Source organism: Pseudomonas sp. Nvir (assembly GCF_963778085.1).
GTDB classification, from domain to species: Bacteria; Pseudomonadota; Gammaproteobacteria; order Pseudomonadales; family Pseudomonadaceae; genus Aquipseudomonas; species Aquipseudomonas juntendi.
The window spans coordinates 3,295,109-3,322,104 of record NZ_OY970405.1 but is presented as its reverse complement, the minus strand read 5'-3'; the positions used below and the strand labels follow the sequence as shown (position 1 = coordinate 3,322,104).

Genomic DNA, 26,996 nt, shown 5'->3' with positions numbered 1-26,996 from the left:
AATAGCGATGAATAAAACAATAATTAGTGTGGCCGCCGCAGCGGTTATTATAGGCAGTATCATTCCGCCGGCTGACGCGTCGGGATTTATCGAGGAAAGCAAGGCGTCACTCGATATGCGCAACTTTAACTTCCGTCGTGACTTTCCTGATACCGACAACGCCAATCAAAATGAATGGGCACAAAGCTTCATCTTACGCATGGAGTCCGGCTTTACCGAGGGGCCGGTTGGCTTTGGGGTGGATGTGCTGGGCATGGTGGTGCTTAACCTTGACTCAAACGCAACTGCCGCTCGCAATGGCCATGCAGTGCGGCCGAGCACAGGCCTGTCGCTGGTCGACAAGGAAACCGGGGAAGCCGAGGACGAATACTCCAAACTAGGTTTGACGGCCAAGGCTCGTGTGTCGAAGAGCGTGCTGAAGATGGGCACCCTGTTGCCCAGATACCCTGTGCTCGGTTACAGCGACAGTCGCATGGTGCCTCAGACGTTTCGCGGCAGCGCATTGACCTTTCAGGAAGTCGACCATCTGACCGTCGATGCGCTGCGTATTACCCAAGTCAAAAATCGTAACTCCAGCGACTTTGAAGACATGCAACTCTCAAGCGGTGCCCGTCGCGGAGTAAACGCGTCCACCAGTTCGGTAAAATCGGATGGGTTCAATGTATTAGGGGGCAGTTACGCGTGGGGCGATACCCTTAGCACTACTTATCATTACGCCGCGTTGGATGATGTCTATCACCAGCATTTTTTGACGTTGAAGCATTCCTTTCCCATCGGCGATAAACAGTCGCTGAAGTCAGATATTCGCTTCGCCCGCTCCAATAACGACGGCCAAAGTAACGTCGATAACCAGGCATTCAATGCCATGTTCACTTACAGCCTGGGTACTCACGCGTTCGGCCTGGGCTACCAGAAAATGAGCGGCGACACCGGTTATGCGTTCATCAACGGTACTGATCCATTCTTGGTCAACTATGTGCAGTACAACGACTTCGCCAATAAAGATGAAAAATCATGGCAGGCTCGTTACGACTATGACTTCGCTGGCCTCGGTATTCCCGGACTCACGTTGACCGCACGTTATCTGTCCGGTGATAACTTTTCCAAAGCGGCTGACTATTCTGACAATGACGGTAAAGAATGGGAGCGCGACATCATATTCGCTTACGTCATCCAGCAAGGCCCTTTGAAAACCGTTGGATTGAAATGGACCAATAGCATGGTTCGCAACAACTACGGTAGCGGTGTTGGCAGCAGCTACCGCAACATCAACGAAAATCGCCTGATAGCCACTTATTCATTGAAAATTTGGTAATAGACAGAAATTCCGCAGCGTCATAGCCCTGCCAAATTTTTATTTTCATAATGGGAGCGTTCAATGATTAATAAGATATCGTTAAGTATGGCGGCGGCAGTTGCCGCTATAGAAGATGGATCAGTGATTGCCATCGGCGGCTTTGGTGGTGCGGGTCAGCCTGAAGAACTTATAGAAGCCCTTATCGATCAGGGTGCCAAAGACCTTACAATTGTCAGCAATAATGCTGGCAATGGCGAAACGGGTCTGGCTGCTCTACTCAAAGCTGGTCGAGTTCGAAAAATACTGTGTTCATTCCCCCGTATGAGCCATTCACATGTATTTGAGTCACTTTATCGAGCCGGCAAGATCGAGCTGGAGTTGGTGCCTCAGGGCAACCTGGCGGAAAGATTACGCGCTGCTGGCTGTGGTATTGGCGGATTCTACACCCCCACAGGTTACGGCACCTTGCTTGCAGAAGGTAAGGAAACCAAGCAGATAGACGGAAAGAACTATGTATTTGAGTTACCCATTCACGTCGATTACGCCTTGATAAATGCAGAAGCCGGTGATCGCTGGGGAAACTTGGTCTACCGCAAAACCGCCCGCAATTTTGGCCCGGTCATGGCAATGGCTTCGAAGCATACCATTGCTTCGGTCGCGCGAATTTATGAACTCGGGGAACTGGATCCAGAGGTCGTCGTGACGCCTGGCATTTTTGTTAAAACCCTTGTTCTTAGATAGTATTTCTTTGTGGAGATTAATAAATTGAAAGAAAATATCAGAATTGAAATTGCGCGTCGGGTGGCGCGGGATATCCCCGAAGGCGCTTATGTGAACCTTGGTATAGGCTTACCAACGCTGGTGGCGAATCATTTGCCAAGAGATAAGGAAATTTTTCTACACAGCGAAAATGGAGTATTGGGACGTTGGCAGGCGGCTCCCGTGGGTGAGGAAGATTGGGACATGATCAATGCCGGAAAGGAAGCAATACAAATAGACCCGGGGAGTGTGTTTTTTCATCACGCGGATTCATTTGCCATGATGAGGGGCGGGCATATAGATATTTGCGTCTTGGGAGCGTTTCAAGTCTCGCAATCCGGAGACTTGGCAAACTGGCACACGGGTAAAGCTGATGCCATACCCGGTGTGGGCGGCGCGATGGACTTAGCCATCGGTGCAAAGAAAGTTTTCGTGATGATGGAGCATCTGGATAAAACCGGTGTGAGCAAGCTTGTCCGAGAGTGCACCTATCCCCTGACGGGCCTGCGTTGTGTCAGCCGAGTTTATACAGAACTGGCAACGTTCGAATTGGCAGATGGACAGGTAAAAGTTGTCGAGCTTGCTGATGATGTCAGCGCGGAATACTTACAAGAAGTCACCGCGTTGGGGCTTGATTTTTCAGCGGTGCAAAGCCGGTAGGTTACCCTGGGGAAGAGCGGCTTGGATACCGGCGCCTGGCCGATTTTAAGGTCCATGGTGTTATAGAACAGCGTGACCATCACTGATTTTCTTGTGTCAACTTTATTGAATGGAACCTGCCATGAAAGTCCTTGTAGCCATCAAGCGCGTGGTCGATTACAACGTGAAAGTTCGCGTCAAGGCGGACCATTCCAGCGTCGACCTCGCCAACGTCAAGATGTCGATGAACCCGTTCTGCGAAATCGCAGTGGAAGAAGCCGTACGCCTGAAAGAAAAAGGTGTTGCGACTGAAATCGTCGTCGTCTCCCTCGGCCCGTCCACCGCTCAAGAGCAACTGCGCACCGCGCTGGCGCTGGGCGCCGACCGCGCCATCCTCGTCGAATCCGCTGAAGATCTGACTTCGCTGGCCGTTGCCAAGCTGCTCAAAGCTGTTGTTGACAAGGAACAGCCTCTGCTGGTAATCCTTGGCAAACAAGCCATCGACAGCGACAACAACCAGACTGGCCAGATGCTCGCGGCATTGAGCGGCTACGGTCAGGGCACGTTCGCCTCCAAAGTCGAAATCAGCGGCGACAGCGTTGCCGTGACCCGCGAAGTCGACGGCGGCGCGCAGACGGTTTCCCTGAAACTGCCGGCCATCGTCACCACCGACTTGCGTTTGAACGAGCCGCGTTACGCGTCCCTGCCAAACATCATGAAAGCCAAGAAGAAGCCTCTCGAAGTGCTGACTCCGGACGCTTTGGGCGTTTCCACCGCCTCCACCAACCAGACCGTGAAAGTCGAAGCGCCGGCTGCACGCAGCGCGGGTATCAAGGTCAAGTCGGTGGCTGAACTGGTCGAGAAACTGAAAAACGAAGCGAAGGTAATCTGATCATGACTATCTTGGTAATCGCTGAACACGACAACAAAGCGGTGGCTCCGGCCACTCTGAACACCGTGGCCGCTGCTGCCAAAATCGGCGGTGACGTGCACGTACTGGTTGCAGGTCAGGGCGTTGGCGCCGTGGCTGAAGCCGCGGTGAAAAACGCTGGCGTGGCAAAAGTGCTGGTGGCCGATAACGCTGCCTACGCTCACCAGTTGCCGGAAAACGTAGCGCCGCTAGTTGCCGAACTCGGCGCTGGCTACAGCCACATCCTGGCGGCTGCCACATCCAATGGCAAAAACATCCTGCCGCGGGTTGCCGCTCAGCTGGACGTTGACCAGATCTCCGAGATCATCACGGTCGAAAACGCTGACACCTTCAAGCGCCCGATCTACGCCGGTAACGCCATCGCTACCGTTCAGTCGAACGCTGCGGTCAAAGTGATCACTGTGCGTGCTACCGGTTTCGACCCGGTGGCTGCTGAGGGTGGTTCGGCATCGCTTGAAACCGTGGCGGCGGCCCACGACGCTGGCACTTCCAGCTTCGTTGGCGAAGAGCTAGCTAAATCTGATCGTCCGGAACTGACCGCTGCCAAGATCGTCGTTTCCGGCGGCCGCGGCATGCAGAACGGCGACAACTTCAAACACCTGTACGCCCTGGTCGACAAGCTGGGCGCTGCTGTCGGTGCTTCGCGGGCCGCGGTCGATGCAGGTTTCGTCCCCAACGACATGCAGGTCGGTCAGACCGGCAAAATCGTTGCTCCACAGCTGTACATCGCGGTCGGTATCTCCGGCGCGATCCAGCACCTGGCCGGTATGAAAGACTCCAAAGTGATCGTGGCGATCAACAAGGACGAAGAAGCGCCAATCTTCCAGGTGGCGGATTATGGCCTGGTGGCGGACCTGTTCGAAGCCATTCCGGAACTGGTTTTGACTGCTTGATTCTGATTGACCTGCTGTAGCGGCGCACCTGTTCAAATCCCGCTGCAGCTTTCAATTTCTTTAGGGAAACTCTGAAAAAGCCCACTTTTTGGAAAATCATCGGTCTGGAGGCCGCGTATTTCCTGGGGTTAATTTTTGAAGATAGGGCTTTTTCAGACCATCCTTAGCGTGAGTGTATGCGGGGGAATCTTTATTCAGCAGTCAGACTGCTTTTGGCCTGTTTTTTGCCGTTGCTGCGGTGTTTTGCGAGCAGGTTCATCCGCAAGAGAATATCCACGCTGAGATGGATGATGGGAGACAAGTGAGGCTGGAGGGCTGCCTATCCGTGACTAGTGTCTTAAGCGGTTAATTCAATAACTTATTTTTTATCGCTCCCAGCTTTGCTTTGTTCACAGAGCTAATGATGGATTCAGCCGTCTTGTTCCACTTGAAGGGCTTCGCCGAAAGGTCATTGTGGGCCTCGATAAATTGACGAATAGCCGCTTTCAGTTCGGCCACGCTGGTGAAAACACCCCGATACAGTGCTCGCCTTTCCAGCTGCGCGAACCAGCCTTCCACGGCGTTCAGCCACGAAGCACTGGTCGGCGTGAAGTGCAGTTTGAAACGCGGGTGCTTCTCCAGCCATTGTTTGATGGCCGGTGTTTTGTGCGTCGAGCTGTTGTCCAGAATCACATGCAGGTCAAGCTCTGCGGGCGTCGCGCGGTCTATCTGTCGCAGGAAGGCCAGAAACTCTTTGGCCCGATGGCGTTGGGTTATCCGCCCGATAACCTGGCCGGTCAGGATGTCAAAAGTGGCATACAGACTGGCGGTGCCATGGCGTTTGTAATCATGGGTGCGTCGCTCGATCTGGCCAGGGCGTAGCGGCAACATCGGTTGTGTGCGATCCAGTGCCTGGATCTGGGTTTTCTAATCAACCGACAGCACGATGGCGTTATCCGGCGGGTTCAGATAAAGCCCGACGACATCGACGACCTTATCGGCAAAATGCGGATCGTTGCTGATCTTGAACGTTTTCAAACGATGGGGTTTAAGGTCGGAAGCGGCCCAGACTTGTCGCACTTGCCAAGCCGTAACGGCGGCATATTTGGCCATCAAGCGCACACTCCAATGCGTCGCCTCACGAGGCACGCGCTGGGTGGTCAGGGTAAGAATCTCCTTCATTTTTTGAGTGCTGAGCTTGCGAGGCTGGCCACTTCGAGGCAGGTCGTTCAAGCCCTCAAGACCCGCCTCCAGATAGCGCTTTCGCCATTTGAACACCACCGGCGCTGAGACCTGGAGCTGATGGCTGACGTCTTTGGGCGTTAATCCATCCGCCAATAACAGCAGAATTCTGGCCCGCTGCCCGAGACGTTGTGCCAGCGAGCCCATCCGCGACCAGCCTTGTAGTGTGGTTTGGTCAGACGGCGTTAAAACGAATGGGGCGGCGGGTTTGGCCATGCGCACTACTGCTCAGTGAGATCGAAGTCTGGTCAGTATATCGACATGTTTTTCGATAATCGAACTAACCGCTCAGGACACTAGGGATGGTCTGAAAAAGACTTCCCGAATCTGGTGAAATACGCCGATCCCGTTGCCCGAGTTTCCCGATGAAGCAAATGACCTTCGCCGACGCCGAGTACGCCGGCAAGCGCAAGCAGACCCGCAAAGAGTTGTTCCTGATCGAGATGGATCAGGTGGTGCCGTGGAAGGGTTTGATTGCCCTGATCGAGCCGCACTACCCCAAGGGTGAAGGTGGTCGTCCGGCGTATCAGCTGATGGCGATGCTGCGCGTACATTTGATGCAGAACTGGTTCGGCTACAGCGATCCGGCGATGGAGGAGGCGCTGTACGAGACCACAATCTTGCGCCAGTTTGCCGGGCTGAACCTAGAGCGTATTCTCGACGAAACCACCATCCTCAATTTCCGTCGCCTGCTGGAGAAGCACGAGTTGGCGGCCGGGATTCTGGCGGTGATCAATGGTTACCTGGGCGATCGGGGCCTGTCGCTGCGCCAGGGCACCATCGTCGATGCCACGCTGATCCATGCGCCGAGTTCGACCAAGAACAAGGACGGTAAGCGTGACCCGCAAATGCACCAGACCAAGAAGGGCAATCAGTATTACTTCGGCATGAAGGCTCACATCGGCGCGGATGCCGAGTCAGGTCTGGTGCACAGCGTGGTGGGGACGGCAGCCAACGTTGCTGACGTTACCCAGGTCGACAAACTGCTGCATGGAAAGGAAAACAGGGTCGGCGCCGACGCGGGTTACACCGGCGTAGAGAAACGCCCGGAACATGAAGGCCGGGGTGATCTGGCAGATTGCGGCCCGCCGCAGTACGTACAAGAAGCTGAGTAAGCGCAGTGCGCTGTACAAAGCCAAGCGCAAGATCGAGAAATCCAAGGCCCAGGTGCGCGCCAAAGTCGAGCACCCGTTCCGGGTGATCAAGCGCCAATTCGGCTACGTGAAGACACGCTTGCGTGGCCTGGCGAAGAACACCGCGCAGTTGGTGACACTGTTCGCGCTGTCGAACCTGTGGATGGCGCGCCGACATTTGCTGACGAATGCAGGAGAGGTGCGTCTGTAATGCGGGAAATGGCCGGCGCGAGGTGCTCGCGCCGGCTATAAATCCGGAAAGAGGGGATGATTTGATCGTTTTTTAGCCGAATTACCGTTTTGAAATCGGCAAGGGCTGGAGTCAGCCAGAAATACCTGACTACTTCAGACCATCCCTAATCCACGATGTCGAGCGCTATTTCTTTCGCGAGGGAAGCGAAACTGCACAACGCTGCGGAAGGGACTTCGTCCTTCCAGACTAGGTAAAGCTCGCTACTCACATGCCGCTCAGACAACGGTCGATAGGCGACGTTGTTCAGCTGAGTTCCTTGAACGGATGCGGGAACGATGGTGACACCGAAACCACAGCTAACCAGGCCCAGCGATGCGTAAATCTGACCCATTTCGTATTCAGGCGAAGGGCTAAACCCTGCCAGCGCACAGAGATCATTGATGGTGTCGTGATAATCAGGGGCAACGTTTCGCTTGTAGTTGATCACCCGAAGCCCCTCACAATCCTTGATCGAGATGCTTTTCTGCTTCGCCAATGGGTGATCTGCTGCGATCGCTACGTAAAAGGGCTCCTGCATCACCAGCTTTTTCTGATAGCCCGTATGCTCAGGTACCTGGCGCACGAAGGAAATGTCGATGTCCCCTCTGTCGAGCGCCGCCAGTTGCTCAGCTGACGTGAACCACCGAAGCTCAACAGCTACGGAGGGATGTCGTGACTTGTACTCGCGTAGCAAAGGCGGAAGCAGCGTATAAGCTATGTGCTCGAAAAACCCGACCGCGATATGACCGATCTCGCCCCGTGCAGCTCGCTGGGAATCGATCACCGCAGCATCCGTCGCCGCAAGAATTTTACGGGCGCGATCAGCAAACACCTCACCCGCAGGCGATAGGTAGACACGCCTTGCCCGCCGCTCGAACAGGGAGAGGCCAATCTCCTCTTCAAGCTCTCTGATCTGTCGGCTCAGTGGCGGCTGAGCCATATGAAGTTCTTCTGCTGCCCTAGTGAAGTTTAGGTGCTTCGCGACAGTCAAAAAATATCGCAAATGACGAAGCTCCATCACGGTACCTCCTAGGTATTGGTAGGCGACTTTTTTAATCTTTTACTTCCAATCGCCTTGGGTTTAGTGTGAACCATCATACCAAAAACAGGAAAAATAGGCTATGAAACTGACCGAGACTCAGCTGGCTGAATATAAAACCAATGGCTTTGTTGTTCTTCCGTCGCTGTTTAGCGAAGAAGAAGTCAAAAAGATGAAGAGTGAACTTCGCAGAATCCAAACCATTGATACCGACCATCTTGTTCGCGAGAAAAACGGCGGCATCGCCAAGACTATTTACAAAGTTCACGACCCTGAGAGCCCTACTATTTCTCCAGCTTTCCAAACTGCGGTGAAGTGTGGACGACTGCTGGAACCAGCGCAGCAACTCATCGAAGATCCCAATCTTTACGTTTATCACACCAAGTGCAACCTGAAGACGGCCATTGATGGCTCCGTGTGGCAATGGCACCAGGATTTTGGCACATGGCACATTGACGGTGTCGCCGAACCACAGATGACCACCGCTCTCATCATGCTCGATGAGCCTTCAGAAATGGGTGGGTGCCTCTACTTCATCCCTGGCAGCCACAAGCTTGGCTCGCTGGATCCAGCATTCGACGAGGCCACAGGCTATCGCTTCTACGTCGTACCTAAGCCGACCATGCTGGATATCCTGGCATCCCACAAAGAGGCAGTCCCAATTATTGGGAAGCCTGGTACGGTGGTGTTCTTTGATGCAAATATCGTTCATGCATCCGGCCACAACCTGTCCGGCGTGGACCGCTGGCAAGCATATGTCGTCTACAACGCGAGCCAAAACAAGCCCAAAGACGTTGAAAACCCACGACCAGATTACGTTCGCGCAAGAAACTTCACCACTCTCGAAGTCGGCACTGACGATATTCTGAATAGCTAATCCGCCTCACCGCTTGTGCCTGACATGATTCACCCTGAAGAAAACCTCAGGCACAACGCCTCGTTGTAATGCCCACCGGATGGGCCATTAAACCTGATTACCTTGATACCTCATGCCAAGGAAGGCTGCCCATTAAGGGCACCTTTTGGAACGCCTTGTGCGCAATATTTCTCATGTCCAAATCAAGAACAAAGGAACTGACATGATTACTAAAACAAAAAGATTATCGCGAATCCAAACCACAGCAATCTCTCTACTGCTGATAGCCGGTGTCGTTAACTACTTAGACAGGAGTACCCTGTCCATCGCAAACCACTCAGTCTCTCAGGATCTGGGACTGTCGGCCTCCGAGATGGGCCTTCTGTTGTCCGCTTTCTCATTTGCATATGCATTCTCACAGCTGCCGGTTGGGATTCTGCTGGACAAGCTGGGAGCCAGGGTAATGCTTGGCCTCGGCATGTTCGTGTGGTCCACAGCCCAGTTCTGTGGCGGTCTGGTGACCAACCTCACCCAGTTTGTAATCGCGCGGATCGCGCTCGGTGTCGGAGAGGCCCCCAACTTTCCAGCCGGCATGAAGGTCGTCAGCGAGTGGTTTGGCACCCACGAAAGAGGTCGACCTACTGGTATCTTCATCGCATCCACCACAATTGGACCGGCCCTGGCGCCACCAATATTGACCGCCCTACTCATCACCTTCGGGTGGCGTGAAATGTTCATGATCATGGGCGCTTTTGGCATCGCGGTGTCCATCGGCTGGTACATCATTTACCGGGACAGGAAAAGTGTTGATCTGACCCATGAGGAGCTGGAGTACCTGGACGATAAGCGGCCTGGCATGATCGGCGAGCAGAAGCTGACCATGGCAGAGTGGCGGCGTTTGTTTTTGTCCAGCACAACCTGGGGAATGATCGTCGGCAATGCCGGCATCATCTACATGCTCTGGCTTTACCTGACCTGGCTCCCTGCTTACCTGGAACGCGAACGACACCTTTCTCTTGCAGATACTGGCTGGCTTGTATCGATCCCCTACTTGGTCGGCACGCTCGGAATGGTGCTGAGCGGCTTCATCGCTGACGCCCTACTGGCGCGTGGCGCTTCGCCCATCAATAGCCGCAAATGGCCTATCTGCATTGGGCTCTTGGGAGGTGCAGCCTTCACAGTGCCAGCCGCCTTCACGCCTAACTTGGTCCTGGCAATGACATACCTTTCCTTGGCCATGTTCTTCGTTCAGATGGCTTGCGGCGCCAGCTGGGCGCTGGTCACTGTTATTGTCCCTCGCCATCAGTCTGCCTCCCTGGCGAGCATTCAGAACTTCGGCGGCTACTTTGGAGGGTCGTTTGCCCCGTTCATCACAGGGGTTGTGGTGGACCGTACGCATTCGTTTGTGACGGCATTTCTCATCAGCGCAGGCATCGCATTGATCGCGGCGGCGGTATATGCCCTGGTAGTCAGAAAGCGAGTCGACTCTTCCGACAATGAGCGAACTCCCGAGGTCAGCACAACTACGCCCCAAAACTCATAGGTAAAGACCGAATCCTAGCGAGCCCCTCAGCCAAGCTCGACGGGGCTTGGCTACGGATGGCCCTCAACTGCGCAATACCCCAATTGCTGGGCAATGTACTGATTGGCTTAGGCCGCGAGTCGTTATGCCTATCAGGGCTCAGTGGGACTAAGGATGGTCTGAAAAAGACTTCCCGAATCTGGTGAAATACGCCGATCCCGTTGCCCGAGTTTCCCGATGAAGCAAATGACCTTCGCCGACGCCGAGTACGCCGGCAAGCGCAAGCAGACCCGCAAAGAGTTGTTCCTGATCGAGATGGATCAGGTGGTGCCGTGGAAGGGTTTGATTGCCCTGATCGAGCCGCACTACCCCAAGGGTGAAGGTGGTCGTCCGGCGTATCAGCTGATGGCGATGCTGCGCGTACATTTGATGCAGAACTGGTTCGGCTACAGCGATCCGGCGATGGAGGAGGCGCTGTACGAGACCACAATCTTGCGCCAGTTTGCCGGGCTGAACCTAGAGCGTATTCTCGACGAAACCACCATCCTCAATTTCCGTCGCCTGCTGGAGAAGCACGAGTTGGCGGCCGGGATTCTGGCGGTGATCAATGGTTACCTGGGCGATCGGGGCCTGTCGCTGCGCCAGGGCACCATCGTCGATGCCACGCTGATCCATGCGCCGAGTTCGACCAAGAACAAGGACGGTAAGCGTGACCCGCAAATGCACCAGACCAAGAAGGGCAATCAGTATTACTTCGGCATGAAGGCTCACATCGGCGCGGATGCCGAGTCAGGTCTGGTGCACAGCGTGGTGGGGACGGCAGCCAACGTTGCTGACGTTACCCAGGTCGACAAACTGCTGCATGGAAAGGAAAACAGGGTCGGCGCCGACGCGGGTTACACCGGCGTAGAGAAACGCCCGGAACATGAAGGCCGGGGTGATCTGGCAGATTGCGGCCCGCCGCAGTACGTACAAGAAGCTGAGTAAGCGCAGTGCGCTGTACAAAGCCAAGCGCAAGATCGAGAAATCCAAGGCCCAGGTGCGCGCCAAAGTCGAGCACCCGTTCCGGGTGATCAAGCGCCAATTCGGCTACGTGAAGACACGCTTGCGTGGCCTGGCGAAGAACACCGCGCAGTTGGTGACACTGTTCGCGCTGTCGAACCTGTGGATGGCGCGCCGACATTTGCTGACGAATGCAGGAGAGGTGCGTCTGTAATGCGGGAAATGGCCGGCGCGAGGTGCTCGCGCCGGCTATAAATCCGGAAAGAGGGGATGATTTGATCGTTTTTTAGCCGAATTACCGTTTTGAAATCGGCAAGGGCTGGAGTCAGCCAGAAATACCTGACTACTTCAGACCATCCCTAAAGCTTGCGTGGATCTGATAATCCTTGGCTGGCTCTAGGATAAGGGTAGACCTGGTTTTGCAATGATAAGGACTGGATGAAGGAAAAAAAGTCGTTTTAATGATTCTGCGAGTCAGTTTTAAACTGTCTTGATTGCCGTGTATTTTTAGGCGGATTCACCGCGAATCACATGCCATGATACCGCAAGGGTCTAGGCACTCAGCTAACAATTAAAAAGGTGATTTATGATTAATGAGACGTACCCAGATACTCAACTTTTCATCAATGGAGAGTGGCGTGATGCTGAAGGTCGATCAACTATTGATGTTGTTAGCCCCGCAACCGGTTTGAGAATTGGTACCGTTGCCCATGCGTCTGAAGGTGACCTTGTACAAGCTGTTAATGCGGCACAGGCTGGATTCGATGTCTGGCGTAATGTACCTGCATACGAGCGATCTGCCATCATGCGCAAAGCCGCTTCCATCATTCGGGAGCGGGCCGAAACGATCGCCCGGTACATGACTCAAGAGCAGGGCAAACCATTGCTGGAGTCGCGTATCGAAGTCAACTCTGCGGCAGATATCATTGAGTGGTTTGCCGAGGAAGGTCGTCGCGTTTATGGTCGTGTAGTTCCTCCTCGCAATATCAACGCTAGCCAAATTGTCGTAAAGGAGCCAGTTGGCCCGGTAGCAGCCTTTACGCCATGGAATTTCCCGGTTAACCAGGTGGTTCGTAAGCTCTGTGCTGCATTGGCAACAGGTTGCTCTTTCGTGGTGAAGGCTCCTGAAGAGACCCCGCGTTCACCAGCCGAACTGATTCGTGCATTTGCCGACGCAGGTGTACCAAAGGGAGTTATCGGTCTGGTGTACGGTAACCCCGACCAGATCTCCAAATACCTTATCGCGCACCCAGTGATCCGCAAAATCACCTTCACCGGTTCCACTGCGATCGGTAAACAGTTGGCTGCCCTGGCTGGCCTGCACATGAAGCGGGCGACGATGGAGCTGGGTGGACACGCACCAGTGATCATCGCCGAGGATGCCGATTTGGAGTTAGCTATCCAGGTGGCAAGCGCCTCTAAATTCCGGAACGCCGGTCAGGTGTGCATCTCCCCGACACGATTCTTGGTGCATAACAGCATCAAAGATGCCTTTGTGAAAGGCATGGTCGCATACGCTGAAGGCCTCAAAATCGGTAATGGCCTCGAAGATGGAGTTAACTATGGGCCTCTAGCGAATGCTCGTCGAGTAGAGGCAATCGCAGGTTTGGTTGAAGACGCACGTAAATCGGGCGCGACGGTAGCGACTGGTGGTGAGCGAATCGGCTCGACAGGCAACTTCTTCGCCCCAACTGTTCTAGCAGATGTTCCGTTGGATGCTGAAGTGCTTTCTCAAGAACCGTTTGGTCCGATCGCAGCTGTACGTGGATTCGATCATATTGAGGAAGCGATAGCTGAGGCCAACCGTCTCCCATTCGGCCTGGGCGGTTATGCTTTCACGCGTTCATATCGCAACGTTCACCTTCTTACCCAAACTCTCCAAGTGGGCATGCTCTGGATCAACCAGCCTTCGACTCCGGTTCCTGAAATGCCGTTTGGCGGTGTTAAAGACTCGGGCTACGGCTCGGAAGGTGGCCCAGAGGCTCTTGAGCCGTACCTGGTCACCAAGTCGGTCACCGTAATGACCGCCTGAGACCTCACGTCTTCCTAAGGCGGCGTGTGTTGGGGGCTCGATTGTGAGCCTCCAATGCAGTCCAGGCTTGTATCTCTCTGAATCGCCCCTGGTTTCCTAGACACTCTCCAAGCTCAGGAAATAGCGTTTCTCATACTCTATTGGAGACAGCTGCATAGCACTGCTGTGTCGGCGTTTAGGGTTATAGAACATTTCGATGTAATCGAAAATATCACTTCGGGCTTCTTCACGGGTTGTGTAGATCTTTCGTCGGATGCGCTCCCGCTTCAAAAGTTGGAAAAAGCTCTCGGCTACGGCATTGTCGTGGCAGTTTCCCCGCCGACTCATGCTGCTGATTACATTGTTAGCCTTCAAGAAGCTTTGCCAATCTGAGCTACTGAACTGACTACCTTGATCTGAGTGAATCATCACTTGCTGCTGTGGCTTGCGTCGCCACACAGCCATCAACATTGCGTCGATAGCCAGGTCGCTGCACATCCTTGGCTTCATTGACCAACCAATTACTTGGCGTGAGAACAGATCCAGCACTACCGCTAGATAGAGCCATCCTTCATAGGTGCGGATGTAAGTGATATCTGTCACCCAGACCTTGTTCGGCTCACTGACCTTGAACTGCCGCGCGAGGTGGTTGGGCGAGGCCACTGTTGGTTTTCCACCGTAAAACCCTGGACGCCGCCGATCGCCCGTTTGCGAACGCAGCCCCTCCGCCTGCATCAAGCGCCCGACTCGATTTCGTCCGCATTCCTCTCCCAGCTCACGTAGGTCATCGTGAATTTTGCGGTAGCCGTATACACCTCCGCTTTCTAGCCAAGCGTGCTTGATCAAGCCAAGCAGACGTTGATCTTCTTTTGCTCGGGCAGATTGAGGCTCGGCCAGCCAGGCGTAGTAGCCGCTGGGGTGCACCTTGAGGGTTTGGCAAAGGCGCCGCACCGGGTAATCAGTCGAGTGCTTCTTGATGAAGGCGTACTTCAGCCGCACTCCTTGGCAAAGTACGCGGCGGCCTTTTTTAAGATGTCTCGCTCTTCAGTCACGCGCTTGAGTTCAGCGCGTAGCTTGCGCAATTCGGCCTGCTGATCGTCGTCTTGCTGACGCTGCTCTTGGGGCTTGGTGTAGACCTTGATCCAGGCGTAAAGGCTATGTACGGACATGCCCAGGCGCTGGGCGACATCGGCGACGGGTTTGCCTTTCTCGGTCATTTGCTTGACCGCTTCGATCTTGAACTCTTCGGGGTAACGCTGACGACTCATGGCACCTCCTATTTGGGCCTCATTATGAGGCTTGGAGGTGTCTACGAAACCAGGGGCGATTCAGATGGCCCAACTGCAGGCAGTGAAACTCATTTCGCAGGGGTACACACCGGGACACTGCCTGGACATCAGTACCATCTGGTAGCGCAAAAGGTTGTAGCCTAGCAGCACACCCCATAGCTCTTGAGCGATCATCTCTGGCGTCTTGCTTCTCAGGGTATATTCGCCGCCCAGCAGTCTCTGCTTGATCGCCCGATAGCCCAGCTCGATTTCCCAGCGTTGACTGTAAAGGTCGACGATCTCCCCACCCGGAAAGCGCAGCGGGTCGACCATCGAAGTCAGTACGCTTACCATTTTTCCCTTGATCATCTTGCGCAACAACCGCGCTCGCATTTCGAGCGGACGACAGGTGGTATGTGGTCGGTAAATACATAGCGGCCATACTGTAAGCGCGAGTAGGCGGGTCTTTGGGCTGACGCCCGGCGATATCGTCAGGGCGTCAGATCCATACAGCTGTTCGATCAGGCTGCCGGCTTCAGAATGACCTTTGTCCAACCCTCATCTCGCGCATCGAAATGCTTGTACGCATCGGGCCCTTCCGCCAATTTCAGGCTGTGAGAGATGATCTGCGAAGGCTTGGCGCGGTCGTGCTGGATCAGCTCCGCGAGCCTGCGGTTATAGGCTTTGACGTTGGCTTGCCCGGTGCGTATCTGCTGGCCCTTGAACCAGAACGCGCCGAAATCGAAGGCCATTTTACCTTCCTTCGCCAGTTCATTTTTCGCGCCCGGATCCTGAGGAACAAACACCCCGACGACGCCGATGCCACCCGTGGCCTTGGTGGAAGCTACCAGGTTGTTCATCGTCAGGTGATTGACCTCATGGCCGTGTTTGTCACAGCACTGGTACCCCACACACTCACAACCTCGATCAGTGCCTTTGCCGTGAGTCAGGTTGAGGATCTGATCAACCGCCTCTTTCTCCAGGGAGTTGATTGGCGTGGCCCCCATCTGCGCGGCCAATTTCAATCGATCCGGATGGTTGTCGACCACGAACACTTGCGAGGCGCCTTTGATCATCGCGGCATGAGCTGCCATCAGGCCCACTGGCCCTGCACCGTAAATGGCGATGCTTTCACCCGGCATCAGGCCAGCCAGTTCAGTGGCATGCCATCCGGTGGGGAATATGTCTGACAGCATGACGTAGTCGTTTTCTTTCTCTTGCGCATCCTCTGGCAGCACCAGGCAATTGAAGTCCGCATATGGCACACGCAGCAGTTCTGCTTGACCACCCTGGTATGAGCCCATATCGGCAAACCCGTAAGCAGCACCAGCACTGCCGGGGTTGGCCGTGAGGCAGAAACCGGTCAAACCTTTTTCACAGTTTTCGCAGAAACCGCAGCCGATATTAAATGGCAAACAGACGCGATCACCTACCTTGATGCGATCTACGCCGGCGCCGACTTCGATGACTTCCCCGAGGTTCTCGTGACCGAAAACACGTCCCGTCTCCATCGAGGTGCGGCCCTCGTACATATGCAGGTCAGAGCCGCAGATATTGGTAGTGGTGATGCGCACTACGGCGTCGGTAGGTTTTTCGATCTTGGCGTCTGGGACATTTTGCACGCTGACGTCGCGTGGCCCGTTGTAAACGATGGCTTTCATTAGACTCTCCCGTTCAAGCGACGATGAGGTGGTTTCGTCTGCTTACGAGATATCTGTTTAGTTCTACGAACGTATGTTCCACAAATCGAGCTATGACCAGACGAGTGGTGATGCCGTCGCCCGCGCGTGGCGGCCCTTGAATTTGCAGCTCGTGACGAACTTAGACAGTTGAACGCCATAGAAGCAATATGGCTACCACCTGATCCATCTCGATCAGGAACAATTCCTTACGGGTCTGCTTGCGCTTGCCGGCGTACTCGGCGTCGGCGAAGGTCATCTGCTTCATGGAAAAACTCGGCTGGCGGGATCGGCGTAATTCACCAGATTCGGGAAGTCTTTTTCAGACCTTCCCTAGAGGGTGTAGACAAAATAAATTAAACTTCCGCTCCCCTGTCTGAGTAGCCTTCAAGCCATGCCTAAAACCGGACGTCCTCGCTCGATTGCCGCCGAGCACTATCCCGTGCTGGTGAGGCTCGCTCATGCGCATCCCTATTCCAGCCAAGCCGAGTTGGCGCTCGTATTCCTTGCCGAAACCGGTATCGCTGCGCATCCCGACACCTTTGCAAAAGCGTTGAAACTGGCAGGGATTACGCGTGTAAAGCAGCGGGCCAAGGGTAGTTTTCAGTCACCTGAACCTAATAAATCGTATGGCTACAATGAAAGCCACCGACGCCAACTGCCGGAACAGCTATATCCCAGTTGTTTGACAGATACCGAGTGGGCACTGGTCGCCGACCTGTTTGAAAGCCAGGGCGGACGAGGGGTGCCGCCGCTTCATTCTCGGCGGACGTTGCTGGAGGCCTGTTGCTATGTGGTACGCACGGGGTGCTCATGGCGAATGCTACCCCGCGATTTTCCTCATTGGGACAATGTCTACAAGACCTTCCGCCGGTGGAGCGCTCAAGGCAAATTCGAGCAAATGCATGATCGCTTGCGGGCTCAATGGCGTGAGCGGGAAGAACGCGCTGACAGCCCGTCAGCGGCTGTCCTGGATTCACAATCGACCCGCAGTTCTCCTCAAGGCGGTGACGGCGGCTACGACGCAGGCAAAAAAGTGAAGGGCCGTAAACGGAGTTGATCGTCGATACGTTGGGCCTGCTGCTGGCTGTGAGTATCAGTGCTGCAAGCGTTCAGGATCGGGACGCGGCGGATGATGCGGTGGCCTACTCGAAGGAAAAGTATCCGTCACTGGGCACGCTCTTTGTTGATAGTGCGTATGCAGGAAAATGGGCGCAACGCACACATCAAATGCACGCGATCGATGTTCAAGTGATCCGTGGGCCGAACAACAGAAGAACAGGGCAATGGCACTCGGAGCAAGGCGATCTATTTTCCGTGGAACCTGCTCAGGCTGGATTTGTGGTCATGCCCAAGCGATGGGTGGTGGAGCGAACTCATGCCTGGAATGAGAGGGCTCGGCGACTGATCATGCACCACGACCGTCTTTTTGCGGTAAGCGAGGCATGGGTGTGGTTGGCCGAGGCACGAATACTCGCGCGCCGACTCACCACATGATTTTGTCTACACCCTCCTAGAATTATTGAATCTTTCGGTCCTTTTGGTTGGTAATAAATGCTGGATTCCATTGATGAATTGCGATTGTTTATTGCTGTTTTCGAGGAGAGTTCCATCCGCGCAGCGTCCGAACGAATGGGGATGACTGCCGCAGGCGCAAGCAAGCGTCTTCTGGCCCTTGAGGACAGCGTTGGTCGCAGACTTTTCAATCGCACCACCCGCAAGCTAAGCCCCACTTCGGACGGTGAGAAGCTTTATCAGCACGCGCTAAGCATCCTCGAAAGCGTCGCAAAGGCCGAGCGAGGATTTTTCCAGAAAATCGAGATTACCGGTCATCTACGCATAACCGCTTCTGCGACATTTGCCCAAGGTTATTTATCGAGCGTCGTGAGCAGTTATCTCAAACGCTACCCTGGCGTTATCGTTGATCTACACCCGACAGATCAACTGGTTGATTTGGCCGCCCATGGTACCGACCTTGCGATTCGGCACGGAGTAATGGCCGATTCATCCCTGATTGCGCAGAGGATTTCTCGTCCCGACGTCTGATTTGCGCTGCCCCCCCATTATTGGGAAAAACAGGGTATGCCTACCTCTCCAAAAGACTTGACCACGCTGGACGGCCTCATCGTGGGAAAAGATTCCAGTTGGGCCATGTCCCGAGAAGGCGTTAATAAAACATGCAAAATACGCAAACGTTTTTCATCCAGTTTGGGGGAAGTGGTTCGCCAGATGGCAATAGATGGGCATGGCGTAGCGCTGCTGATGGACTGGCATGTACGAGATGATCTTGATTCAGGAAAGCTGGTGGAGGCATTTTCCGATTGGGCCATTGAGCCGCCGGTGGGAATCTATGCGGTATACCCTTCAAGAGAAAACATCGCTCCGACCGTTCTCAGTTTTGTTGCTCATCTCAAAGAGTGGGTCGCGGCCCACCCCGTTTAAACGCATCGCTGATGGGCGACAATCTCAAGCAGCACTGGATGCCTTGGTAGAGGCCGGACCTCTTCGGCGACTCTGCCTCGATCAGAAATCCGCAGGTCCCGGCACCCGCGCCAACATTGATGAGTTCACCGAAACCACCAGTAAAGCCATCGAGTTGATCGGCGGTGTAGCTAACGGCAAGGCGATCATCATGAATCCGATCGAGCCACCGCTGATGATGCGCGACACCGTGTTCGTACTGTCGGAGGCTACCGGCCAAGCTGTCGTCGAAGCCTCTATTTGAGGAAATGGTCGCCGCTGTGCAGGCCTATGTGCCGGGCTACCGTAAGCGTCCGGTAGACACATCTTGATGACTTCGTTCCAACGAATGGTGTTTGTCTCCGACAAAAACCATTCTCCCCTGTGCTCTTCAAACCACGTTCATTTGCTTCGCTTTGCATAAATGCTGGTAGTAAAGAGTCTGGCCAGTTCGGTTAGTGGGGGGATTACCATTCAACCGGAGGGGTGAGCCACCGAGGCTCAGTGCCCCGCTTTCCAAGGTGTGTGCCCTACAGCGTCTTGCGACGTGTCAGCGCAAAGCTGGCAACGATCCAACGGCGACCAGCATTTCATCAAATACCGCTCGAACCCTTCCCGGAATTGGGCCACGCTGAGGCCGATAGACGTACAACCCCCATGCCGGAGGTTCTTCGTTCTCCAGCACTCGCACGAGCTTCCCGCTGGCAATGTAGGGGGCGGCCATGTAGTCCGCCAGCTGCGCGAACGCGATCCCGGCCAGCGCCGCTCCCATTTCCATGTCGGCATTGTCGGCGACGAGAGTGGGTGCGGTAGGTGTCCACTGGCGTCCCGCCTTGAAGTGCCAAGGCCAGGGACGGCCGGTATTAATATCCAAGCCCACGGTAACTGGCAGACTGCTTAGCGCATCGATCTTTGCAGGTACGCCCACTTTCTTGATCAGGCGCGGAGCGGCAACGATGGGGAGTCTCATGTCGGCGGCCTTGCGTGCGACGAAGCGGCTATCGCGCATGAATCCGACCCTGATCCCGACGTCAATCCCTTCGTCAACCGTATTGCTGATGCGATCGGACAGGCGCACATCCAGCGTGATGCCGGGATGACGCACGGCCACGCGCTCCAGTGCCGGTAGCACCGCTCTGGTGCCCAAGCTGTGCGGTGCGGTGATGCGAACCGTACCGGACAGAGTGGCCTGCTGGTCGGAGCCAGGCGTTCGCCACAGATCCTCGAACCGCTCCAATGCGGGGCGCACTTGGTCTAGCAGCCCTTCGCCGAAGGCGGTGATGCGCACCTGGCGCGTGCTTCGATGAAACAACACCTCGCCGTAGTGTTGCTCCAGTTGCTGGATGGCACGGGTTACACCTTGCGGAGAAGTCCCCAGCCGGACGGCCGCATCGCGAAAACTGCTGCTTTCGGCCGCCACCCGAAAGATGCGCAGTAGTTCCAGTTCCTTGTTCATGACGCACGCCTCATGGCCGATTTCGCTGTTCGTTGATTGTTTCAGATTGTGGAATTATAAAATCGCAACAATTCCATATACAAGGGAGGCGCGGTTGCCCAGACTGACAACACCCCGGAATGCTCCGCTCCGAACAACCCAATAAGGAACGCGAATGAACGCTGCGACTCTCATCACTGCCTACTACGACGCCTTCAACCGCGGCGACCGCGAGGCCATGCTGTCAATGTTGACCGATGACGTCGCGCACGACTTGAACCAGGGCGCTCGTGAGGTCGGTCGCGAAGCCTTCCGCGCCTTCCTGCAGCGCATGGACCGTTGCTATGGCGAGCAACTGCGCGGGATCGTAGTGATGGTCAGCGCCGACGGCCTGTGTGCAGGCGCGGAGTACGTGGTGCATGGCGAATACAAAGTCACGGACGACGGGCTGCCGGAAGCCCAGGGCCAGCGCTACGTGCTGCCGGGCGGCGCGTTCTTCGAGATCCGCGATGGCAAGATCGCTCGTGTCACCAACTACTACAATCTCGGCGACTGGATCGCACAGGTTGGAGGGGACGCCTGAAATGACCAGCGACGTGCAGGTGCTGGTTCGTCGTGGTCCGGACATTGCCGAATGGTTCGATGCCGTGGCAGGCCTGCGGGCGAGCGTTTTCCGCAGCTTTCCTTACCTGTACGAGGGCGACACCGAATACGAGAAGCACTACCTCGCTATGTACGCCCGTTCGGCAGACAGCCTGCTGGTACTCGCGCTCGCTGATGACGTGGTCGTGGGTGCGTCCACGGGATTGCCGCTCGGCGATGCGGAGCCGGCCTTCCAGGTGCCGTTCGCCGATCGAGCAATCCCGATGGAGGCAGTGTTTTACTGCGGCGAATCAGTCCTTCTCCCGGCCTTCCGGGGCCTTGGCATGGGCCATCGCTTCTTTGACGAACGCGAAGCGCATGCCCGTTCGTTGGGCGGCATGCAGTGGACATCGTTCGCGTCGGTGGATCGCGCAGGCGACGATCCCCGGCGTCCTTCCAACTACCGCAGTAATGATCCCTTCTGGACCCGTCGTGGTTACGTGCGGCAGTCGGACATGAAGGTTACGCTGCCCTGGAAACAGGTGGGTGAGCCGAGCGAAACCGAGCAGACGCTCACGATGTGGCTGCGCTCCCTGGAGAACGCGAAATGAAAGTAGCAGTTGCGAAATACGCAGTGGGTCAGCCCACGGGCTTCGAGGCATTCGCAGCGCGGCAGCGGCGGGTTCTGGAGGAGGCGAGCCGTGCCGGAGCGGAACTGGCCGTGTTGCCCGAATATCTGTCCCTCGAACTGGCTGCGATGTTCGAGCCTGGCATCCGCCAGGATTTCAACGCCTCGCTGGCCGCGCTGCTGGCCTTGCAGCCTGCGTGGCTAGCCCTGTACACCGACCTGGCGCGCGAGCTGCGCATGACCATTCAGGCCGGTACGTTCTTGACCCGGGTTGGACCGGATCGCTATCGCAACCGGGCGTGGTGGTTTGCGCCGGACGGCACGCGTGACTACCAGGACAAATTGCAGTTGACGGGGTTCGAGAAAGACACTGGCGTCATCGAGGGGGGCGACGAACTCAAGGTGTTCGACCTGAATGGCGTGCGTGCCGGCATCGCTGTCTGCTACGACAGTGAGTTTCCATTGCCTGTGCGAGCCCAGCGAGAGGCGGGTGCACGCCTGCTGTTGGTCCCGAGCTGTACGGACACGAGGGCAGGTGCAACCCGGGTTCGTGTGGGCTGCATGGCGCGGGCACTGGAGAACCGGATGTTCGTCGCGCAGGCCGTGACGACCGGAGCTGCTGACTGGAGTCCGGCGCTGGACACGAACACTGGCGAGGCCACGATCTATGCACCCATGGATCGTGGATTCCCCGAGGATGGCATTCTCGCGACTACTTGCGGCACGCAGACATGGGCGATCGGTGATCTTGACGTTGAAGCACTCGAACGAAACCAAGAACAGGCCCAGGTTGCGGTCGATCGTGACTGGGACGGACAGATGTTGCCTGCACTGCGGAAAGCTCGACACTCGGGTCATCAGGTCGCCTAGCCGGTCTCATCTTGATAGCTTCAACTCAATGAGTCGGCTTAGATAGGTCATATCTATCTGCGCATAGATTTTTCCAGTTTGACCAGTTTTGAACTTGCCCCGATGCTGTCGATACATGCAAGAAATATTCATTGATATGAATGTTTCGCGCTTCTTGGGAACAAACCTGTACTAGCCTGTAAGAGTGCTCGAAGAACACAGAATTTGTGGCGAAGTTCGGCCGCATATACTATGAGGGAGTATTGTATAATGCGGCGGTGTACCCAAGTAGAGAGGTGTTCGATGCCACACAGTCCGGAAGAAAAGAAGCAAGCACTGACGCGCATCCGGCGCATCAAAGGTCAGGTAGCGACTCTTGAGCAAGCGCTTGATGCAGGTGCGGAATGCCCTGCAATTCTTCAGCAGCTTGCGGCCGTTCGTGGGGCAGTCAACGGATTGATGGCAACCGTTCTGGAGAGCTATCTGCGGGAAGAATTTCCCAGTAGCGAAATCAGGAGCGATTCGCAGAACAAGTCCATTGACGAGACCATCTCTATCGTCCGCTCCTATCTGCGATAGAGGCACCAGGGTGCCCTCGGTGAGGGCAAATTTAGTTAGCTAGTAAAGGAAGCGACATCATGAAATCACGTGCAGCAGTTGCCTTCGGGCCAGGAAAGCCGCTGGAAATCGTCGAGATCGACGTCGAGCCGCCGCGCAAGGGCGAGGTGCTCATCAAGATCACGAATACCGGCGTTTGCCATACCGACGCCTTCACCCTGTCGGGCGACGACCCCGAAGGTCTCTTCCCGGTCGTGCTGGGTCATGAAGGTGCGGGTATCGTCGTGGAGGTGGGTGAAGGTGTGACCAGCGTGAAGCCTGGCGATCACGTCATTCCGCTCTACACCGCCGAATGCGGCGAGTGCCTGTTCTGCAAGTCCGGCAAGACCAACCTGTGTGTCGCGGTTCGTGCAACCCAGGGCAAGGGGCTGATGCCCGATGGTACGACTCGCTTCTCGTACAACGGTCAGCCGCTTTACCACTACATGGGCTGCTCGACCTTCAGCGAATACACGGTCGTCGCCGAAGTCTCGCTGGCCAAGATCAACCCGGACGCCAACCCCGAGCACGTCTGCCTGCTGGGCTGCGGCGTGACCACCGGCATCGGTGCCGTGCACAACACGGCCAAGGTACAGCCCGGCGACTCGGTGGCCATCTTCGGCCTCGGCGGCATCGGTCTCGCTGCGATTCAAGGTGCACGCCAGGCCAAAGCGGGCCGCATCATCGCCATCGATACCAATCCGGCGAAGTTCGAACTGGCTCGTACCTTCGGCGCGACCGAATGTCTCAACCCGAAGGACTTCGACAAGCCGATTCACGAGGTTCTGATCGAGATGACCGGCTGGGGTGTCGATCACACCTTCGAGTGCATCGGCAACGTCGACGTGATGCGTTCGGCTCTGGAAGCTGCCCACCGCGGCTGGGGCCAGTCGATCGTCATCGGCGTGGCTGGTGCTGGCAAGGAAATTTCGACCCGCCCGTTCCAGTTGGTCACCGGTCGCACCTGGAAGGGTTCGGCTTTCGGTGGGGTCAAGGGCCGCACTCAGCTTCCCGGCATGGTGGAAGACGCAATGAAAGGCGAGATCGATCTCGCCCCGTTCGTCACCCACACCATGGGCCTCGACGACATCAACAAGGCCTTCGACCTGATGCATGAAGGCAAGTCGATTCGCACGGTGATCCACTACTGATCACTCACTATCCATTCAACACCAGCCACCAAGGAAATTAACCATGTCCAATCCTGTCATTTCCGGCGACGGCATCTTCTCGCACGTCTTCGTCGGCGCCGCCGACGTCCAGAAGTCGACCGCGTTCTATGACGCCGCTCTGGGTGCTCTCGGCATCAAGAACCTCGGTCCTTTCGGCAACGGATGGGTGCTTTTCGGTCGCGAAAAGCCGGCTTTCATCATCGCCCGTCCTGGCAATGGTGAAGCGCCTTCCAGCAACGGTGTGACGGTCGGCTTTGCGGCCGCCACTCCCGCCGAAGTGGATGCCTTCCACGCCGCCGGCCTTGCCGCAGGCGGCACCGACGAGGGCCAGCCTGGCCCGCGTGGCCACCTGCCGGGTGCCTATGCGGCCTACCTGCGTGATCCGGCGGGCAACAAGGTTTGCTCGTACACCTTCGTCTGAAAGCTAGGAAGCTGAGGGCGTTCTGAAAGGGCCAGCACAAGCCTCTACACGTAGACGGACCGTGTAGAGCGGTGCCCGCTCATGAAGATCGGCCCGCAGCCATGTGCGAAACGCATGGCTGCGGGCATTTGCTTTGAAGCGTGTTTTTCACCCAAGAAGAAATGAGGTCGTTATGCAAGAGCCGGCCAACATCAATACGACGACCGTACACCCCACCCCGACCGCCACCGTGTACGGCATGCCGGCCTATGCCGATCGTGCTGCGGCCGTGGGTGAAGTGCATGCGCGCCCGCATCTGTTGATTCAGGCCCCCCGCGGCATATTGCAGCTCGCTTTCATGACCGAAGGCGATCAGGCCAGGGATCAGATGGCGATGAGTGAGTTGTCTCATCGCTTCGGCGTTGCCGAGCCCGACCACGCTACGCCGCTTCACGGCGTGACATGGGATGAGGGAGACCTGCACTGTGAAAAACACACCGAGTTCTCAACGTATCTCTGGTGCGCTTCGCTGGATTCCGAGACGGGAGAGCCGTGCGGCGAAAATCCGTTCAAGCATGGATTTGTTCCTCCCGGCCCGATCGTATCCGGCATCCGTTTGAGACTTCTTCCATGGACGCCGGAAACGGAGAAGGAGGCCGATCGCTTCGATCCTGCCAGCCTGTGCTACTCGCTGGTGGAGAACGGCTCTGCCGCCATCCTGACCGACTTTCGACAGGATGAGGATGGCCTGACGCAGGTCCTCGTCCTTGCCCGCGATTTGACCCCGGCGCGGGTGGGTGCGCTGGCTCAACGTCTGCTGGAGATCGAGACCTACCGTACCTTGGCGTTGCTGTCCTTGCCGTTGACGCGGTCGATGACGTCGGAGCTGCGGCGCATGGAGTCGCGCCTTGCGGCGATCACCGACGAGATGTGTACGAGCTTGGTGGAACGGCGCGACAGCGACGTGCTGCTGTCCGAATTGACCGGTCTGGCTGCCGAGCTGGAAGCTGGCACTACGAGATCGTCGAGGAAAGGTTGGCAGCGCTTTCGGAAGAGGCCGTATCCGGGTACTGCACCTGGGCGGATTTCCTGCAGCGTCGCATCGCTCCCGCCATGCGGACATGCCAATCCGTAAAGGAGCGCCAGGCCAAGCTCTCCGACAAGCTGACCCGGGCCATCGCGTTGCTGCGTTCCTGGATCGACGTCGAGCTTGAACGCCAGAACCGCGATCTGCTTGCGTCGATGAACAACCGGGCCAAGATGCAATTGCGCCTTCAGCAAACCGTCGAAGGCCTGTCGGTCGCGGCAATTTCTTATTACGTCATGAGTCTTCTCGGCTATTTGCTCAAGGGCATTCCGATGGTTCACGACAGCGTGGCGCCGGTAATGGCGGTTCTGGTGCCTGCGGTGATGCTGACGATCTGGTGGATCGTGCGCAGGATCAGACACGCCCACGGCGACACGGCAGCGGAAGAGAAATCTTCCTGACGAGATGCCGTCCTGGCGCGCGAGAGCTGCGCCGTTCCTTTGAGCATAGGAGAACACCATGGAACGCATCGAACATCACGCCAGCTTTGATGGTTGGCAGGACGTTTATCAGCATGAATCCACGACGCTCGGTTGCACGATGAAAGTCGGCGTCTATCTGCCTCCGCAGGCACAGCACGGCAAGGTGCCGGTGCTGTACTGGCTTTCAGGCCTCACCTGCGCCGAGCAGAACTTCATCACCAAGTCCGCCGTCCAGCGCTACGCGGCCGAACATGGCATTGCCGTCGTCGAGCCCGATAGCAGCGCTCGCGGCGAAGGCGTTGCCGACGATCCCGCCTTTGACCTCGGACAGGGGGCGGGTTTCTACGTCAACGCCACGCAGGAACCCTGGGCTGCGAATCATCGGATGTATGACTACGTGGTGCAGGAACTACCGGCGCTGATCGAGGCCCACTTTCCCGTGACAGCGGAGCGGAGCATCAGCGGCCATTCCATGGGCGGGCATGGCGCCCTGGTCACCGCCCTGCGCAACCCGGGCCGTTATCGAAGCGTCTCGGCCTTCTCGCCCATCGTCGCCCCCACCCAGGTTCCCTGGGGACACAAGGCCTTCGAGGCGTACCTGGGTAGCGACCGGGAGGCGTGGAAGCAGTACGACACCGTGGAGCTGATTCGCACCGTGCAGGAGCGTCTGCCGCTGCTGCACCATCGGCCGCAGCCTGGCCGTAATTGACATGGGGCGGGTTAAGCTGCGTGGAGCCTTTGCGTGGTGGATCTGGAAGCTCGCGCATATCTACTTTCTGATCGGTACGCGAAATCGTCTCAGCGTCGCGTTGAGCTGGTATGGAACCATAGCATCGGCTACCGCGGCTCTCGCATCATCATGCATGCGATTAGCGACAAAGA

19 protein-coding genes and 9 pseudogenes are annotated in these 26,996 nt (G+C 56.3%); 21 read left to right on the top strand and 7 right to left on the bottom strand.

Features of this window, described 5'->3' with window-relative positions; all coding sequences use genetic code 11:
* The first annotated feature begins 7 nt into the window (after window positions 1–7).
* From AACG97_RS16025 to AACG97_RS16005, 5 genes are all read left to right on the top strand, one after another.
* Window positions 8–1,315 (top strand): OprD family porin, encoded by a 1,308-nt coding sequence (locus AACG97_RS16025; protein WP_086976165.1) that lies wholly within the window; start codon window positions 8–10, stop codon window positions 1,313–1,315.
* Window positions 1,316–1,378: 63 nt separating this feature from the next.
* Window positions 1,379–2,038 carry a 3-oxoacid CoA-transferase subunit A gene (locus AACG97_RS16020; RefSeq protein ID WP_197885605.1) on the top strand — a complete coding sequence of 220 codons (660 nt, stop codon included), beginning with the start codon at window positions 1,379–1,381 and terminating at the stop codon, window positions 2,036–2,038.
* Between the two features lie 15 nt (window positions 2,039–2,053).
* Window positions 2,054–2,716: a 3-oxoacid CoA-transferase subunit B gene (locus tag AACG97_RS16015; protein ID WP_086976163.1), complete on the top strand. Its 663-nt coding sequence runs from the start codon at window positions 2,054–2,056 to the stop codon at window positions 2,714–2,716.
* Between the two features lie 121 nt (window positions 2,717–2,837).
* Window positions 2,838–3,587, top strand: a complete 750-nt coding sequence (locus AACG97_RS16010; protein WP_086976056.1) for an electron transfer flavoprotein subunit beta/FixA family protein — start codon at window positions 2,838–2,840, stop codon at window positions 3,585–3,587.
* A 2-nt stretch (window positions 3,588–3,589) separates the two neighbouring features.
* Entirely contained in the window at window positions 3,590–4,519 is a 930-nt protein-coding gene (locus AACG97_RS16005; RefSeq protein ID WP_197885606.1) for an electron transfer flavoprotein subunit alpha/FixB family protein, read from the top strand.
* A 345-nt stretch (window positions 4,520–4,864) separates the two neighbouring features.
* Here AACG97_RS16005 and AACG97_RS16000 read toward each other — a convergent pair.
* Window positions 4,865–5,956 (bottom strand): annotated as a pseudogene (locus tag AACG97_RS16000) (IS630 family transposase).
* A gap of 149 nt (window positions 5,957–6,105) precedes the next feature.
* Here AACG97_RS16000 and AACG97_RS15995 point away from each other — a divergent pair.
* A pseudogene (locus tag AACG97_RS15995) lies at window positions 6,106–7,084 on the top strand (IS5-like element ISPst5 family transposase).
* Between the two features lie 145 nt (window positions 7,085–7,229).
* Here AACG97_RS15995 and AACG97_RS15990 read toward each other — a convergent pair.
* Window positions 7,230–8,123, bottom strand: a complete 894-nt coding sequence (locus AACG97_RS15990; RefSeq protein ID WP_197885608.1) for a LysR family transcriptional regulator — start codon at window positions 8,121–8,123, stop codon at window positions 7,230–7,232.
* A 103-nt stretch (window positions 8,124–8,226) separates the two neighbouring features.
* On the opposite strand from AACG97_RS15990, the gene AACG97_RS15985 reads away from it, so the two are divergent.
* The 4 genes and pseudogenes from AACG97_RS15985 to AACG97_RS15970 all read left to right on the top strand — a co-directional run bounded on the left by AACG97_RS15985 (window position 8,227) and on the right by AACG97_RS15970 (window position 13,556).
* On the top strand, window positions 8,227–9,021 hold the full coding sequence (locus AACG97_RS15985) for a phytanoyl-CoA dioxygenase family protein (protein ID WP_197885609.1): 795 nt from the start codon (window positions 8,227–8,229) through the stop codon (window positions 9,019–9,021).
* 202 nt (window positions 9,022–9,223) lie between these two features.
* Complete coding sequence (locus tag AACG97_RS15980; RefSeq protein ID WP_060546732.1) at window positions 9,224–10,543, top strand: MFS transporter; 1,320 nt, start codon at window positions 9,224–9,226, stop codon at window positions 10,541–10,543.
* Window positions 10,544–10,759: 216 nt separating this feature from the next.
* Window positions 10,760–11,738: pseudogene (locus tag AACG97_RS15975) on the top strand (IS5-like element ISPst5 family transposase).
* Window positions 11,739–12,110: 372 nt separating this feature from the next.
* Window positions 12,111–13,556 carry an NAD-dependent succinate-semialdehyde dehydrogenase gene (locus AACG97_RS15970; RefSeq protein ID WP_023662275.1) on the top strand — a complete coding sequence of 482 codons (1,446 nt, stop codon included), beginning with the start codon at window positions 12,111–12,113 and terminating at the stop codon, window positions 13,554–13,556.
* Window positions 13,557–13,652: 96 nt separating this feature from the next.
* Here the strand turns inward: AACG97_RS15970 and AACG97_RS15965 are convergent.
* The 4 genes and pseudogenes from AACG97_RS15965 to AACG97_RS15950 form a co-directional block, all read right to left on the bottom strand.
* Window positions 13,653–14,803, bottom strand: a protein-coding gene (locus tag AACG97_RS15965; RefSeq protein ID WP_197885610.1) for an IS3 family transposase whose coding sequence is annotated in 2 segments (ribosomal slippage) — window positions 13,653–14,569 and window positions 14,569–14,803 — 1,152 coding nt in all. Because the reading frame shifts where the segments join, the coding sequence is not laid out codon by codon here.
* A 63-nt stretch (window positions 14,804–14,866) separates the two neighbouring features.
* Window positions 14,867–15,328: pseudogene (locus AACG97_RS15960) on the bottom strand (transposase); the annotation flags it as partial.
* The gene (locus AACG97_RS15955) at window positions 15,325–16,464 is read right to left on the bottom strand and encodes a glutathione-independent formaldehyde dehydrogenase (RefSeq protein ID WP_009681502.1); all 1,140 of its coding nucleotides are present in this window, start codon (window positions 16,462–16,464) and stop codon (window positions 15,325–15,327) included. The pseudogene AACG97_RS15960 and the gene AACG97_RS15955, both read right to left, overlap by 4 nt.
* A gap of 160 nt (window positions 16,465–16,624) precedes the next feature.
* On the bottom strand, window positions 16,625–16,750 hold the full coding sequence (locus AACG97_RS15950) for a hypothetical protein (protein ID WP_263975076.1): 126 nt from the start codon (window positions 16,748–16,750) through the stop codon (window positions 16,625–16,627).
* A gap of 126 nt (window positions 16,751–16,876) precedes the next feature.
* Here AACG97_RS15950 and AACG97_RS15945 point away from each other — a divergent pair.
* The 3 pseudogenes from AACG97_RS15945 to AACG97_RS15935 form a co-directional block, all read left to right on the top strand.
* Window positions 16,877–17,979: pseudogene (locus AACG97_RS15945) on the top strand (IS5 family transposase).
* Window positions 17,980–18,036: 57 nt separating this feature from the next.
* Window positions 18,037–18,924: pseudogene (locus AACG97_RS15940) on the top strand (LysR family transcriptional regulator).
* Between the two features lie 85 nt (window positions 18,925–19,009).
* A pseudogene (locus AACG97_RS15935) lies at window positions 19,010–19,250 on the top strand (acetaldehyde dehydrogenase); the annotation flags it as partial.
* Between the two features lie 242 nt (window positions 19,251–19,492).
* On the opposite strand, the gene AACG97_RS15930 reads toward AACG97_RS15935, so the two are convergent.
* A complete protein-coding gene (locus AACG97_RS15930) occupies window positions 19,493–20,398 on the bottom strand; it encodes a LysR family transcriptional regulator (protein ID WP_197885717.1) in 906 nt (301 codons plus the stop codon).
* 154 nt (window positions 20,399–20,552) lie between these two features.
* Between AACG97_RS15930 and AACG97_RS15925 the strand changes: the two genes are divergently transcribed.
* The 8 genes and pseudogenes from AACG97_RS15925 to fghA all read left to right on the top strand — a co-directional run.
* Window positions 20,553–20,960, top strand: a complete 408-nt coding sequence (locus tag AACG97_RS15925; protein WP_023103882.1) for a ketosteroid isomerase-related protein — start codon at window positions 20,553–20,555, stop codon at window positions 20,958–20,960.
* 1 nt (window position 20,961) lies between these two features.
* Window positions 20,962–21,570, top strand: a complete 609-nt coding sequence (locus AACG97_RS15920) for a GNAT family acetyltransferase (protein ID WP_197885718.1) — start codon at window positions 20,962–20,964, stop codon at window positions 21,568–21,570.
* The gene (locus AACG97_RS15915) at window positions 21,567–22,457 is read left to right on the top strand and encodes a carbon-nitrogen hydrolase family protein (RefSeq protein WP_197885719.1); all 891 of its coding nucleotides are present in this window, start codon (window positions 21,567–21,569) and stop codon (window positions 22,455–22,457) included. The genes AACG97_RS15920 and AACG97_RS15915 overlap by 4 nt, the downstream gene beginning before the upstream one ends.
* Before the next feature lie 282 nt (window positions 22,458–22,739).
* Window positions 22,740–23,015, top strand: a complete 276-nt coding sequence (frmR, locus tag AACG97_RS15910) for a formaldehyde-responsive transcriptional repressor FrmR (protein WP_007182548.1) — start codon at window positions 22,740–22,742, stop codon at window positions 23,013–23,015.
* Between the two features lie 59 nt (window positions 23,016–23,074).
* Window positions 23,075–24,184 carry an S-(hydroxymethyl)glutathione dehydrogenase/class III alcohol dehydrogenase gene (locus tag AACG97_RS15905; RefSeq protein ID WP_023435204.1) on the top strand — a complete coding sequence of 370 codons (1,110 nt, stop codon included), beginning with the start codon at window positions 23,075–23,077 and terminating at the stop codon, window positions 24,182–24,184.
* 43 nt (window positions 24,185–24,227) lie between these two features.
* Window positions 24,228–24,626 carry a VOC family protein gene (locus AACG97_RS15900; protein ID WP_009681673.1) on the top strand — a complete coding sequence of 133 codons (399 nt, stop codon included), beginning with the start codon at window positions 24,228–24,230 and terminating at the stop codon, window positions 24,624–24,626.
* 172 nt (window positions 24,627–24,798) lie between these two features.
* A pseudogene (locus AACG97_RS15895) lies at window positions 24,799–26,093 on the top strand (DUF3422 family protein).
* 58 nt (window positions 26,094–26,151) lie between these two features.
* A pseudogene (gene fghA / locus AACG97_RS15890) lies at window positions 26,152–26,793 on the top strand (S-formylglutathione hydrolase); the annotation flags it as partial.
* Between the last annotated feature and the right edge of the window lie 203 nt (window positions 26,794–26,996).